The 12,998-nt window shown below is 64.8% G+C and carries 17 protein-coding genes; 8 read left to right on the top strand and 9 right to left on the bottom strand.

Going from position 1 to position 12,998, the window contains the following annotated elements:
• Nucleotides 1-187: 187 nt before the first annotated feature.
• Complete coding sequence (locus AC0QDI_RS23735; RefSeq protein WP_474672432.1) at nucleotides 188-820, bottom strand: metal-dependent hydrolase; 633 nt, start codon at nucleotides 818-820, stop codon at nucleotides 188-190.
• Nucleotides 821-1,110: 290 nt separating this feature from the next.
• Between AC0QDI_RS23735 and AC0QDI_RS23740 the strand changes: the two genes are divergently transcribed.
• From AC0QDI_RS23740 to AC0QDI_RS23765, 6 genes are all read left to right on the top strand, one after another.
• Nucleotides 1,111-2,211 carry an ABC transporter ATP-binding protein gene (locus AC0QDI_RS23740; protein ID WP_474672434.1) on the top strand — a complete coding sequence of 367 codons (1,101 nt, stop codon included), beginning with the start codon at nucleotides 1,111-1,113 and terminating at the stop codon, nucleotides 2,209-2,211.
• Complete coding sequence (locus AC0QDI_RS23745; protein ID WP_474672436.1) at nucleotides 2,208-3,050, top strand: ABC transporter permease; 843 nt, start codon at nucleotides 2,208-2,210, stop codon at nucleotides 3,048-3,050. The genes AC0QDI_RS23740 and AC0QDI_RS23745 overlap by 4 nt, the downstream gene beginning before the upstream one ends.
• A 150-nt stretch (nucleotides 3,051-3,200) precedes the next feature.
• Entirely contained in the window at nucleotides 3,201-3,422 is a 222-nt protein-coding gene (locus AC0QDI_RS23750; RefSeq protein WP_474672438.1) for a hypothetical protein, read from the top strand.
• Between the two features lie 115 nt (nucleotides 3,423-3,537).
• Nucleotides 3,538-4,830, top strand: coding sequence for a histidinol dehydrogenase (gene hisD, locus AC0QDI_RS23755; RefSeq protein ID WP_474672440.1), 1,293 nt, complete (start codon nucleotides 3,538-3,540; stop codon nucleotides 4,828-4,830).
• 90 nt (nucleotides 4,831-4,920) lie between these two features.
• The gene (locus tag AC0QDI_RS23760; protein WP_474672442.1) at nucleotides 4,921-5,133 is read left to right on the top strand and encodes a hypothetical protein; all 213 of its coding nucleotides are present in this window, start codon (nucleotides 4,921-4,923) and stop codon (nucleotides 5,131-5,133) included.
• Nucleotides 5,134-5,246: 113 nt separating this feature from the next.
• Complete coding sequence (locus AC0QDI_RS23765; protein ID WP_474672444.1) at nucleotides 5,247-5,621, top strand: HesB/IscA family protein; 375 nt, start codon at nucleotides 5,247-5,249, stop codon at nucleotides 5,619-5,621.
• Between the two features lie 142 nt (nucleotides 5,622-5,763).
• Here the strand turns inward: AC0QDI_RS23765 and AC0QDI_RS23770 are convergent, their stop codons facing one another.
• The 4 genes from AC0QDI_RS23770 to AC0QDI_RS23785 all read right to left on the bottom strand — a co-directional run bounded on the left by AC0QDI_RS23770 (nucleotide 5,764) and on the right by AC0QDI_RS23785 (nucleotide 8,396).
• Nucleotides 5,764-5,964 carry a dodecin gene (locus AC0QDI_RS23770; RefSeq protein ID WP_474672446.1) on the bottom strand — a complete coding sequence of 67 codons (201 nt, stop codon included), beginning with the start codon at nucleotides 5,962-5,964 and terminating at the stop codon, nucleotides 5,764-5,766.
• Nucleotides 5,965-6,057: 93 nt separating this feature from the next.
• Nucleotides 6,058-6,717: a DUF2238 domain-containing protein gene (locus tag AC0QDI_RS23775; RefSeq protein WP_474672448.1), complete on the bottom strand. Its 660-nt coding sequence runs from the start codon at nucleotides 6,715-6,717 to the stop codon at nucleotides 6,058-6,060.
• Nucleotides 6,710-7,327: a hypothetical protein gene (locus tag AC0QDI_RS23780; protein ID WP_474672450.1), complete on the bottom strand. Its 618-nt coding sequence runs from the start codon at nucleotides 7,325-7,327 to the stop codon at nucleotides 6,710-6,712. The genes AC0QDI_RS23775 and AC0QDI_RS23780 overlap by 8 nt, the downstream gene beginning before the upstream one ends.
• An 88-nt stretch (nucleotides 7,328-7,415) precedes the next feature.
• Nucleotides 7,416-8,396, bottom strand: a complete 981-nt coding sequence (locus AC0QDI_RS23785; protein WP_474672452.1) for a metal-dependent hydrolase — start codon at nucleotides 8,394-8,396, stop codon at nucleotides 7,416-7,418.
• Nucleotides 8,397-8,631: 235 nt separating this feature from the next.
• Between AC0QDI_RS23785 and AC0QDI_RS23790 the strand changes: the two genes are divergently transcribed.
• Nucleotides 8,632-9,843 (top strand): pyridoxal-phosphate-dependent aminotransferase family protein, encoded by a 1,212-nt coding sequence (locus AC0QDI_RS23790; RefSeq protein WP_474672454.1) that lies wholly within the window; start codon nucleotides 8,632-8,634, stop codon nucleotides 9,841-9,843.
• A gap of 35 nt (nucleotides 9,844-9,878) precedes the next feature.
• Here the strand turns inward: AC0QDI_RS23790 and AC0QDI_RS23795 are convergent, their stop codons facing one another.
• Both AC0QDI_RS23795 and AC0QDI_RS23800 read right to left on the bottom strand, forming a co-directional pair.
• The gene (locus AC0QDI_RS23795) at nucleotides 9,879-10,187 is read right to left on the bottom strand and encodes a DUF7116 family protein (RefSeq protein ID WP_474672641.1); all 309 of its coding nucleotides are present in this window, start codon (nucleotides 10,185-10,187) and stop codon (nucleotides 9,879-9,881) included.
• A gap of 214 nt (nucleotides 10,188-10,401) precedes the next feature.
• Nucleotides 10,402-10,641, bottom strand: a complete 240-nt coding sequence (locus AC0QDI_RS23800; RefSeq protein ID WP_474672456.1) for a DUF5816 domain-containing protein — start codon at nucleotides 10,639-10,641, stop codon at nucleotides 10,402-10,404.
• 185 nt (nucleotides 10,642-10,826) lie between these two features.
• Here AC0QDI_RS23800 and AC0QDI_RS23805 point away from each other — a divergent pair, with 185 nt between their 5' ends.
• Nucleotides 10,827-11,237, top strand: a complete 411-nt coding sequence (locus AC0QDI_RS23805) for a universal stress protein (RefSeq protein ID WP_474672458.1) — start codon at nucleotides 10,827-10,829, stop codon at nucleotides 11,235-11,237.
• A gap of 53 nt (nucleotides 11,238-11,290) precedes the next feature.
• On the opposite strand, the gene AC0QDI_RS23810 is transcribed toward AC0QDI_RS23805, so the two are convergent.
• Nucleotides 11,291-11,731 (bottom strand): universal stress protein, encoded by a 441-nt coding sequence (locus AC0QDI_RS23810; protein ID WP_474672460.1) that lies wholly within the window; start codon nucleotides 11,729-11,731, stop codon nucleotides 11,291-11,293.
• Between the two features lie 90 nt (nucleotides 11,732-11,821).
• Nucleotides 11,822-12,862: a mechanosensitive ion channel family protein gene (locus AC0QDI_RS23815; protein ID WP_474672462.1), complete on the bottom strand. Its 1,041-nt coding sequence runs from the start codon at nucleotides 12,860-12,862 to the stop codon at nucleotides 11,822-11,824.
• Between the last annotated feature and the right edge of the window lie 136 nt (nucleotides 12,863-12,998).

A 12,998-nucleotide genomic window follows, 5' to 3' on the forward strand; every position in this document is an offset into this window, starting at 1 on the left:
ATGTGATTCCTCCCTCCGTGCCGGGTTGCGGCCGGAGGAGACGTGGCGGCGTGCGCCACGTCGTTCGCATTACAATCGAAGTCCGAGTGAACATATAAGGCCGTCGTCTCGAGCGGCCACTGCGCCACGTTGTACAGTCACGAGGTGGGTCGAGCGACCGAGTGCCCTCGACCGGATACTTCGTCGACTACCGCCGATCCGGCGGATTCGAACTCGAGGCGTCGGGTTCTCGCCCGATAATCGACCGGACGAGTCCCACTCCGGCCAGCAGACACTCGCGAAGGACCGGTGCGCCGTCGACGAGCCACACCACCAGCGCCGCCCCGGCGAGTCCGAGCTGCGCCCACAGATACGTCGAGATATCGCCGGCGAGCATATCGCTCGAGTAGCGACCGAACAGGTCGAAGAATGACTCGAGAAACCCCGGTCCGGGAGAGTGGCCCTCGACCGTTGCGACCGGCCACAGCATGAGTTCCGGCTGCAGGACATCCTGGCGGAACACCGAGTCCACGACGTCGCCGAATGGATGCGACAGGTAGCCGAGTCCGAACGCGAGGCCGGCCCGCGGCCGTGCCGCCGCGTGCGCGATCGTGCCGACGAAAATCGCCAGCGGCACCGCGAAGAAAAGCGAGTGGCCGATGGCGTAGCCGTTTTCGAACACGCCGTACTCCCAGGCGAGTGGTTTGTCGATCAGGTCCGGGAGAACCGACGCGAGGACGACGACGAACGCCTCGAGACCGGTGGGCGAGTCACGAAAAGCAACGTGACAGCACAGTGAGTATGCGAGATAGCCGACGATCGCGTGTTCCCACGGCCACATGGCTGGATGGTCCGTTGTCCAACGAATAGTTATGGTTCGCTTGTCGTGGCGCTCGCGGCTGAGCCGGATCTAGAGGACTGTGACGGTCGATACAATACTCCATAAGCCCGTCTTACGAGACAACGAATGCGATTGACAACGTTGCTGTCACGTATTGACGAGACACCGGCCATCGGAACGGAGATCGATTCCGTTTGACGGCCCTCGTGAGACGGTACTGACCGATACGAGGCTATAGCGGCGTGTGGCTGGTCGTATAACTATATCCCCGTGGTTGCCATAGCACGACTGTGACCGACTACGCTATCGAAGCGCGCGACGTGGCGGTGACGTACGCGGACGGAACCGAGGCGGTCCGCGACGTCGATCTCCTCGTCGAACGCGGCGAGTTTGTCGGCTTTCTGGGACCGAACGGTGCGGGTAAGACGACGATGATCAAGACGCTGGTAACGCTCCTGCGACCGACCGACGGCTCCATCGTCGTCAACGGATTCGACGCCATCGAGGAGCCCCGACAGGTGCGGTCGACGGTCGGGTATATGGCTCAGGAGACGAGTATCGATCCCGAGTTAACCGCTCGAGAGAACCTTCGGTTCGCGTGTGACGCCTACGGCGTGCCGCGAGCGCAGCGTGACGACCGAATCGACGAGCTGCTCGAGCTCGTGGAGCTAACCGACGTCGCGAACAAAGTCGCGGACGACTTCTCCGGCGGGATGAAAAAGCGCCTCGACGCGGCGACGGCGCTCGTCCACCGGCCGCCGCTGGTGTTCCTCGACGAGCCGACGACCGGACTCGATCCGGCGGCGCGAAATCGACTCTGGGAGTACTTCCGGCGGATCAACGACGAGGGAACGACCGTCTTCCTGACGACCCAGTACCTCGAGGAGGCCGACCAGTTGTGCGAGCGGCTGTCGGTCATTCAGGACGGAACGGTCGTCGCGGAGGGGACGCCCGGAGAGCTGAAACGTCGCGTCGGCGGCGAGATACTCGCGGTCGAACTGGCCGACCCCGACGAGAACGAGGTCGCGGTAGCGGTCGCCCGCGATGAGGCGCTGTTCGCGGACGGGGCGACGATCGAGGCGACGGAGTCGGGGCTCGCGGTGACGGCTCGCGACGCGCGAACGCGCGGAACGGAGTTACTGGTCGCACTGCGAGACGCCGGAATCGATGTGGTCGGGTTCGACGTCCGCGCACCGACGCTCGACGACGTGTTCCTCGCGGTGACGGGTGAGGGAGCCGAGGACGACCCGTCACCGGGACGCGGGTCGGACGCGACCGATGCCGTACGATCCGGAACGATGGGGAACGGCGGCCGTGACTCGAGGGAGCCGGCGGTGAGCGACGAGGGTGAAAACGGGAACAGTATCGATCGAGACGAGGTGAACCGATGAGTACGCCCGATGTCGACCGTCACGGCGGGGGCTTCGCGAGCGACGTGTGGGTCACGTTCGTCCGGTGGACGATCAAGTCGGTTCGGAACCCGTTCGTGCTCGTCGTTTCGCTCGTCCAGCCGATCATCTTTCTCGTGCTCTTCACGCAGGTGTTCGGCGGCGTCGCGACGGCCGCCCTCGAGGGCGTCAGCTACGAAACGTATCTCGTGCCGGCGATCGTGATCCAGGTGGCGCTGGTGGCGGCCGCGACGTCTGGAATCGGGCTGGTCAACGACATCGAGACCGGGATGTTCGAGAAGGTACTGGTCAGTCCGATGAACCGGACCGCCGTCTTCCTGGGGAAGACGCTCGCCGAGGTCGTCCGCATCGTCGTACAGGTCGTAATCGTGCTCGGATTGGGCGTGTTGCTCGGTGCCGAAATCGCGACCGGAATCGCGGGCGCGGTCGCGATCGCGGCCATCTGCGTCGTGTTCTCGGTCTGGTTCACCGCGTTCTCGAACGTGCTGGCCGTGGTGACCCGCGACGAGGAGTCGACGATCATCGGGGCGAACCTGCTCCAGTTGCCCCTGCTGTTCGTCTCGAGTGCGTTTCTCCCGTTGCCGGCGCTTCCGGATTGGATTCGGACGGTCGCGACGTTCAACCCGATTACCTACGGCGTCGACGCCGCTCGCGCGGTGATGCTCGGCGAGGATACGATGACCGTGATCGACGTTACCCGCTTTGGCGGGATGTGGGACACGCTCGTGCCGGCACTCGCCGTTCTCGTCGGACTCGCGCTCGCGTTCGGATCGGTCGCCGTCTACGCGATCGGCCGCGCCGCCAGCGCCGACGTTCGCTGAGACGGTCTGCTGTAACGATGTACCGGTGCGACCGCAGGACGGTTCGCGGTCGAAACGGAACTGACTGACAGCAGTCCGTATGAGGCCCTCGGCTGTCGGAAATACGAGAATATCCGAGATCATTTAGCGACGGTAGTCGTACGGATCCTTATGGACCAGTCGGGATTCGTCAAACTCGCGGTCATCGGGTTCGGGATCGTCATCGCGAGCTTCTTCGTGCGCGGGATCAGCCGAATCGTGCTCGACGTGGAAACCGCGAATCTCCTGCAGGCACCGCTTGCGCTCGTCGGCTTCGGACTCCTCCTCTATCTGTTCGTCAGGGCGACCCTCGACTTCGTCGGAATCTGGGAGGTCGAGAACCCCGATTCGTGAGACGGCCGGCCGTCGCTGTGCCGCTGTCTATCGAAACGCCCTGATGCGATCGATCCGGTACCCGAGCCGGCCACCGGAAGGAAACCGTTTTTCGGCCGCCGTTCGAAGTGAAGGCATGACAATCGACGTTCAGGCGGTCGCGGATCTCGGGCCGGACGACCGCGCGGCCTTCTTCGAGCGCGACGCCGGCATCGAAGCGGTCAGGGGAGACGTTCGCGAGATCGTCGAGCGCGTCCACGCGGAGGGGGACGTCGCCGTCCGCGAGTTCACGAGCGAGTTCGACGGTATCGAAGTCGGCAATCTCGAGATCACGGACGAGTGCGAGCGGGCCGCCGACGAGATCGACGACGGAGTCCGGAACGCGATCGAGACGGCCGCGGCGAACGTCCGCGAGTTTCACGAAGCGCAACTGCCCGACGACTGGCAACGAGAGTTCAGCGAAGGTCGGACGCTGGGACGACGGTTTCGACCGATAGAGCGAGTCGGCGTCTACGTTCCCGGCGGCTCGGCGGCCTACCCCTCGAGTGCGGTCATGGGAATCGTCCCGGCGACAGTAGCCGGCGTCGGTCACGTCTCGGTGGTGACGCCACCGGCCGACGAACTGAACCCGGTGACGCTTGCGGCGATCCACATTGCGGGGGCGGACGCGGTCTACCGCGTCGGCGGCGCGCAGGCGATCGCGGGGCTGGCGTACGGGACGGAGTCGATCACTCGCGTTCAGAAGATCGTCGGCCCCGGCAACAAGTGGGTGACGGCGGCGAAGGCCGAAGTCCGGGGCGACGTGGAGATCGACTTCCTCGCGGGGCCGAGCGAAGTGGTCGTGGTAGCGGACGAGACCGGGGACCCGGAACTCGTCGCCGCGGAACTCGTCGCCCAGGCCGAACACGACGCCAACGCCTCGGTCGTGGCCGTCACCGACGACGAGGACACCGCCGACGCCGTGGCCGCAGCCGTCGACGACCAGACCAACGCGCGCGAGCGCGAGGACGTGATTCGGGAGGCGCTCGCGAACGACGCGAGCGGGATTCTCCACGCCCGGTCGATGAGCGAGGCGATCCTCTTTACCGAGGCGTACGCACCCGAGCACCTCTCGATCATCGCCGACGACGACGAGTCGATCCTCGAGCGGATCGAGAGCGCGGGGAGCGTCTTCCTCGGGCCGAACACGCCCGTCGCGGCCGGCGACTACGCCAGCGGCACGAACCACGTCCTGCCGACCAACGGCGGCGCGCGAGTCACCGGCGGCCTCTCCGTGGAGACGTTCCTCCGGTCGACGACGGTCCAGCGACTCTCCAGGGAGGGGCTCGCCGAACTGGGGGAGACGATCACGACGCTCGCGGACGCCGAGGGGCTCGAGGCCCACGCCGAGAGCGTTCGAACCCGACTCGACGAAGAGACGGATCGGTAGGGACCGGTGAAATACTGCCGATCGATGATGTTTCAATTCTCTGAACTGCAAGCTGGTTTTACGTGGCTGGAGAACGGACGGGGAAGTGAGATGGAACCGCGTGTCGATCCGACGGACAGGCGCGTCCTCGAGCGCAACTACGATTACGCACAGAAGAACGTGCGGCTCCTCTCGATGTGGTACGACTGCGAGCTCGAACGGATGCTCGAACTCCTGGCGGAACACGACATCGAGCTCTCGCGCAACGACAAACGACAGTTCGGCACCTACTATCGTTCGTTTCGGCGGCGCTCGAACTGGTGAGCGAACGCGAGACAGCACGGAACGCACCCGCTCGAGCGGAGACGTAACTCGATCCGGCTAGTCCCGGAGTGAATGGCGTCACAGTTAACATCGTTGCGCCGGAATGGAGAGGTATGAGCACGGACAGTATGGACGGCGGGGAGGCGGAGACGCGTCCGAAAATCGAAGTGACCGAGGACGCGGCCGAACAGGCCCTCTCCCTGCTCGAGGGGGAGGACCTCGACGTGACGGAAGCCGGACTTCGGCTGTTCGTCCAGCAGGGCGGCTGTGCCGGTCTTTCCTACGGGATGCGATTCGACGACGCACCGGACGACGACGACACGATTTACGAGCACCACCAGCTGCGCGTGTTCGTCGATCCGGCGAGCCTGAAGTACATCGAAGGCAGCGTCCTCGACTACGAGGACGGCCTGCAGGCCGAAGGGTTCCACGTGGACAATCCGAACGTCGTCAGCGAGTGCGGCTGTGGCGAATCGTTCCGCACGTAGTTGACCGTCCGGACAGCGGGTTCTGCCCCTCTCCCGTCCGCCGTTTTGACCAGTCGATCGAACGCCGACAGCGGCGGGAGTAGACAGTGGGGAACTCGAAGTAAAAAACGAGAGCTGCTCGAGACGGGACTCGAGGCGGGGCTTACTCCTCGAGTTCGAAGGCGACGGTGACTTCGGCCTGGTACTCCCGGTCGTCGGCGCTGGCGACCTCGACGCCCAGTTCGTCGATCTCGATCCACTGCACGTTCTGGAGTGTCGCTTCCGCGCGGTCGATCGCGTCGTCTGCTGCGGCGTCGAAGCTCTCCGGACTGGTGCCGATGAGCGTGATTTTTTTGAATACCATCGCCTCACCACCTACGAGCCATATCGACGTAAAACTGCTGTCGGCTTCGCGGAGAGAAGTCCGCCGATGACGGTAACGGCGACGGCGAGCGGGTCACTCGGCCCGCGACTCGAGACGCTCGCGGATCGCACCGGAGACGTCGGTGAGGTAGGCACCGCCCCACAGCGCGACGAGGATCGCGCCGATCGAGTTGAAGATGAAATCGAGCATCGTGTCCTCGAGGCCGTACTGCGTGAGCACGGCTTTGACGCCGAGTGCGTCGGCCGAGAGCGCGATCGCGAACTCCAGGATCTCCCAGAGAACGCCGAACGCAAGGACGAAGAGGAGAATGAACACCGCGACGAACCGGCGAGGAAAGTAAATGCCGTCCGCGTGTTCGTGGAGTGCGCGAACGGTGGCGTAGCCCACGCCCGCGACCAGCGACGCCGACAGGGCGTGGGTCATGTGGTCCCACCACCAGACCTGACTGTAGAGCGTCGTGGTGGCACCGGGCAGTCCGACGGTACCGAACGCGTGGAGGAAGACGGCGGTGGTGATCCACAAGGTGAGGCGCGGATCCATCGGAATCTCGTAGTCGCGCTCGAGCAGCGGCGGGAGCTGGGTCACGGCAAGCGCCACACCCGTATTGATCACGATCCCGCCGTTGCCCCGCTCGATCCCGACGAACAGCATACCGATCAGCCCGATCTCCATGAGATAGGTGAGCTGCCGCTGGCGATGCTTGGACGGGAACCAGTTCGTGAGATTACGCATCCTCCACCTCCGCGACCCCGCCGGCGGTATCGGGGAAGCGCCGCTCCGGTCGGACGACACGTCTGAAGTAGAGTTCGAAGACCACGCCCGCGCCGAGACCGGAAACGGCGGAGTAGACGAACTCCCACATCACCGCATCGTGGTCGGCGGTAAACGGGATTCCGAGCGTCTGCGACGCGCCCCACCTGAGCACCGCCCAGAGACCCGCGGCGGCCATCGTGGTGACGACGACGAAGACGACGGCGAAGCCGGGCGTCATTCGAACGGACGTAAAGGACTGGAGTTCGACGGCGAGGACCAGCGCGATGGCCGCGACGGAGAGGTACGCGGCGAAGTGACCCGTCAACCGATCCGCGTCGATAGCCATTCCGAGGACCGGCACTGCGGCGAGCAACAACACCTCCCAGGGGAGCATAACGTGAGACGATCGGAAGGAGACCGGCGGGAGCAGCGCCAGGGTCACGAGCGTCGCCGCGAACGTCGCCCACAGGAACCCGCCGGTCACAAGTTCGCTGACGCCGACGAGCGCGATCGCCGCGACCAACGCCCACGCGATCGCCGCGTTGGTTCGCCCGTCCGCGATCAATCCCTCGAGTGGAGTCTGAGACACACTAACTCGTATTAACCGTTCTCACAAAAACATATGTCGTGGTTCGTTGAGAGGAAGACCGTACGGGAGCCGACGCAGCCATCCGCTGCTAGACGAGCACGTAGACTGCAGCGTACGCGGCCAGTGCGAGCGCCACGGCCGCCAGTGACGTGAGCGCACCCTCGAGGACAGCGTCCGACGACGGGAGTCGGCGATAGGTCGCGCGCGGGAACGTCAGCGACGGGGTGTCTCGAACGACGCCACAGAGGAGGCCGACGCCGAGGATCGAGAAGACGAAGTGGTAGGACACCTCGAGGGTCGGCGGCGTCACCGCGAGCGCGGCGACGCCGTACGCCGCGCCCACCCCGGCCCGGCGGTCGACGAACCCGAGGAGCGACCGATCGGTGAGCCGGCAGATCGTCACGAGGGCGAGCGCGATCGCCGCGAGTTCGATCGCGAACGCGCCCAGTAAGTGGAGCGTCGGATCCGAATGCAAGACGACGCGCGACTCGAGCGCGGGGGAGCCAAACGGGAAGAGCAAATCCGGGGGTGAGCCGGTAACGAGGTCGCCCCACGGATGCGACCAGAGACCCCACAGCGCAGCGAGAGCGACCGTCGGCGGCGAAAGCGGCGACGCTCGCGCGGCCCAGCGAGCGACGAGGATGCCGCTCGCTGCGAACAGCCCCATCACGAGCGCGGCGAGCGGGCCGTCCCAGACGAGTGCGACGGCGACGAGAGCCACGAGGACTCCGGTCGCACCGGTCCGAATGGCTCGCGATCGAGCGGTGCGGCCGCGAACGGCGAGCAGACCGAACGCCGGCGCGGCGATCGCGCCGACGACCAGCGAGTGGGTGACCGAGCGGTGGACGACCCGACTCGCGTCCCAGAAGGCCGTCGCCGGCCCGAGCGCTCCGTCGGTCGTTTGCCACTCGAGGAGGCCGACGAGCGCGTACGCGACGTCGATATCCGGAATCGCGGCGAACGCGCCCGCGACGATTCCGACGAACAGGGCCGGCCGGCGATCCCAGCCTCGCCAGTCGGCGACCAGCGCCGCGACGGCGAACGCGAACAGGGCATGGCCGATGAACACAACGTGTCGAATACGGAATGCGTGGGCTTAAGCGACTCGCTCCAGTGCCAAGCGGTGGCAGTTATCACCCGAGTGATGGAGTGCCACCCGGGAAACGACGATCGAACTCGGGCCGTCACGGAACGGACGCTCGGCCCGTCGTCGGATCGAGCATCGATAGCTGCAGACGGCCACCGCGGGTCTGTCGTTCGCCGCTGTCGGTAAGTCTTTGCGGATGGCAAGCGAGCACACGCTCATGGCTCAGGAACCGTCGACCGAAGCGACTCGCGCGCCATCCGTTGGCGAACTCACTCCACCGAATCGGACCCTGATGGGGCCGGGGCCGAGCGACGTGAACCCGCGCGTGCTCCGGGCGATGAGCACGCCGCTCGTGGGTCACCTCGATCCCGCCTTCATCGAGATCATGAACGAGGTCCAGGAGCTGTTGCGCTATACCTTCCGAACGGACAATCAGTGGACGATTCCGGTCTCGGGGACCGGTTCCGCCGCGATGGAGGCCGCGATCGGCAACGTCGTCGAGCCCGGCGATACGATGCTCGTCCCGACGAACGGCTACTTCGGCGGCCGGATGGCCTCGATGGCGCAGCGGGCCGGCGGCGAGGTCGTCGAGGTCGACGCTCCGTGGGGCGAACCGCTCGAGCCCGACGACGTCGCGGACGCGTTGGCCGAACACGATCCCGATGTCTTCGGGTTCGTCCACGCCGAGACGAGTACTGGCGTCCTCCAGCCCGACGTACCGGAACTGACCGCCGCGGCCCACGACCACGACGCCCTGGTCATCGCCGATAGCGTCACGTCGCTGGGCGGCGTGGAACTGCGGGTCGACGAGTGGGAGATCGACGTGGCCTACTCGGGGCCACAGAAGTGTCTCTCCTGTCCGCCGGGTGCCAGCCCGCTGACCCTCTCGGACGAGGCGATGGAGAAGGTTCTCTCGCGCGAGGAAGATCCCCGCTCGTGGTACCTCGATCTCTCCTTGCTCGAGGGCTACTGGGGCGAGGAGCGCGCGTATCACCACACCGCGCCGATCACGAACGTCTACGCGCTCCGGGAGGCCCTGCGCCTCGTCGCCGAGGAAGGAATCGAAGACCGCTGGGCGCGCCACGAGCGACTGGCCGGTGCGCTGAAAGCGGGCATGGAAGCGATGGGCCTCGAGATGAACGCGCCCGACGACTACTGGCTCCCGAGCCTGAACGCCGTCCGCGTCCCCGACGGCATCGACGACGGCGCTGTCTGTGATGCGCTGATCGAGCAGTACGACCTCGAGATCGCCGGCGGGCTGGGCGATCTCGCCGGCGAGATCTTCCGGATCGGCTGCATGGGCCACTCCGCGCGACCCGAGAACGTGATCTACGTCGTGACGGCGCTCGGAGACGTCCTCGAGTCGATGGGTGCGGCCGTCGATCCGGGTGCAGGCGTGACTGCGACGCGCAACGCGCTCGAAGAATAAGGAACGTCTAACGGTCGCTCGCGGACCGTCGGTTTCTACGCTGTTACTCGCGGTCCTGGAGGCGCTCGTTCGACCTGATAGTCCTCCCCGTCGACGACGATGATGGCCCACTCGTAGTTCGGATTCGTCCGCTCGAGTCGTGCCTCGAGATCGTCTGCGTCCTCCGGTTCGGCGACGAAACAGTGGAACTGTCCCGACGAAGGAGACGGAAGCTCGTCCGCCTCGAGGACGGCGTTTACGTGGACGACTTTCCACGCGCGTTCGGCGCGAAACTCGGGGCCGTTGCCTTCGACGGTGTAGCCCAGCTCGGCGAAGATCGACCTGGCCTGCTCGACGAGTCGCATGTTAACAGGACCCATTCACTACCACCTATGCCGGCATCCACCATAAATGTTAGTACGTCACAAGAATGCGTAGTTACTTCGTCACTAGTTGGAACTACCCGGTGGTTTCGGTTCCGCTGTGTCCCGGTATCAGGAGTTTTCGTCAGTAATCGTCTATTAGGGACGTTCCGTCACGTGACTACCCGGTTTCGGTGTCTCCGGTGTGGCGACGGCGTCACTCGTGAGCGGCGTCCCACTCGGTGGGCTTCCGGAAGTTCCCACATCGATTGCATTTGATTCGGCCCATCGAATCCATCGCGTTGTCGAGAGTCTCGCAGTTCGTACAGAACCAGCCGTAGCGGCTGTCGGCAGCGCTGGATTCGTAGGCGACGAGGAACGGCCCTTTCGACCCCTTGTCGCCGTCCGTCTCCGAAATATAGACGGTTCCGTCATCGTCTGTCGACCAGGGTTGCATGTTCGCTCGTACCGTCGCTCACGGTAAATGACTGTCTGTCCGGGTCGATATCGCCTCCTCGAGCGGCCACCGCACCCGGAAAACGCCGTTCGGCCGAGGCGTTCGATCGATAGTGTGTGACAGGTTCGCAGTGTGGACTGTCCGTACTGAAAGGTTTACCCGCACGGAAATCGTTCGAACGGCTAATGTCGCTGGTCGTGGTTCCCGTTCGGTATCCGTTGTCAAAGCACTCGAGACGAACGCTCGAGCGGGCGATCGAGGTCGCTCGCGAGCGGGAGGCAGCGTTGACGATCCTCCACGTCGACCTCTACCAGAACGGGAAGAAAGTGACGCGTCTGGACCTGAAAAACGCCGTCGAGAGAGCGTTCGGACGGGTGGAAAACGCGCGCTACGTCGTTCGAACCGGCTTTCTCGTCGAGGAGAGCATCCTCGATGAAGTCGCGGCGGAGCGAGCCGACGCCGTCATCATCGGGAGCAAGCAGGCGAGTCGCCTCCGGCGCATCTTCCAGCGCTTGACGGACAACCCCGATATCGATCGGTACCTCCGGAGCCACCTCGACTGCGAAGTCATTACGGTCGAAAGCGCGAGCGCGTAGGCCCGTCGACTTCCTCGTTCGATTCTCCGACGCCGGTCCCCCGCGGACCGCCGTTATTCCTCGCCCGCGTTTCGGACGACGAACACCGGAATCGAGGCGTTGTCGACCACCCGCTCCGAGACGCTCCCGAGCGAGGTCACTTTCTCTCGCGGACTCTTCCCGCGAGTGCCGATGACGATCAGATCGATCCCCTGCTCGTCGGCGTACTCGAGGATCGTCTTCGCGGGCGTTCCCTGACGCACCTCGCTGACGGTCTCGAGACCCTGGGCCGTCGCCCGGTCCTCGACGGTGCCGACGGCCTCCCGGCCCTCGTCCTCGAGCGTCCGCTCGAGGTCCGTACTGGTGTCCTCGCCGGCGGCGGCGGTGACGCGGCTATCCACCACGTACAGCGTGTGGACCGTCGCGTCGTTGTCCGCGGCGATCGGCAGTCCGTGAGCGAGCGTTTGAGAGATCGTGTCGCTTCCGTCGGTGGGAATGAGGACGTCGTCGTACATCTGTCGGATACGTTCGGATTGGACTGGGGGGCGTATAAATCACCACCACGACGGACACCGGGAGAACGAGCGCGCAGCCTAGCGCAGTCGTTACCGGTCGGCCGGATCCGCGGGGCTCCCGCCCGGTTCGACGGGTGAATCCGCGGCCGTCTGCTCGAATCGCGAATCGTCGACGGCCAGTCGCGCGACGCCGCTGGTTTCGTCGAAGACGTGGTGGCGGTGCGGATAGGCGAACTCCACGTCGAGATCTGCCAACCGTTCGCCGATAGCGTCTTGCACCGCCGACCGGACGACGGTCTGCTTGTAGGGATGTTTCATCCAGAAGAACAGTTCGAGGGCGATCCCGTGGTCGCCGTACTCGTTGATGTAACAAGAGGGCGCTGCGGCGTATCGAGCGCTGCCGATCCGAATGTCAGGACCGCCGGAGATGACGTCGTCGACGCTTCGGGCGGCCCGCTCGGTGGCCTTTCGCGCCGCCTCGAGGTCGCTCTCGTAGGTGATGTCGAGTCTGAGCGAGACCCGCGTGCGCTCGTCTTCCGCGGAATAGTTAATCACATCGCGCGCGTGTATCTCGGAGTTCGGAATGACGATGAAGGTGTTCTGGAGGGTGAAGATCTTGGTGTACCGGATGGTGATGTCCTCGACGAACCCGCGGTGACCGGCGTCTGAGACCTCGATCATGTCGCCGATCTCGTAGGGTCGGTCGGCGAGGACGTAGAGACCGTTGATCAGGCTACCGGCCAGCGGCGCGAGGACGATCGCGATCACGGCCGAGATGACGGTCACCGAGAGGAGGATCTGCGTGTCGCCGACACCGACGATACTGGCGGCGATAGTCGCCGCCCAGAGGAGAACGGCGGCCTTGACACCGCGGAGAACGGTGCGCGTGACGCTCGGCCGTTCGATTCGGCGTGCGACCGTGCGACCGGCGATCCGAACGGCGAGTTTCGAGAGATACCAACCGATCGCCAAGACGACGGTCGCCAGAACGATTTCGACTGCCTCTAGCGGTACCGGGTCGGGGAGTTCACTCTTGATGTCCTCAGCTATCGTGAGCGGTACCTGATCGAGGAGTTCACTCTGGATGTCCTCGGCTACCGTGCTCTCGTTCGCCTGGAGGACCCTGCGCATGGCAACACTCTCAGGCCGGTAGTGGTTAAGCGTTCTGACCATCAGTTTCGGACACCGATCGTGAAACAACCCGATTTCGAAAACGCGTGCTACTCAGAATATAATAAATCATTTAGCCGCCGGGATCGTAGGGCCG

The organism is Natrinema sp. LJW11 (assembly GCF_056135975.1).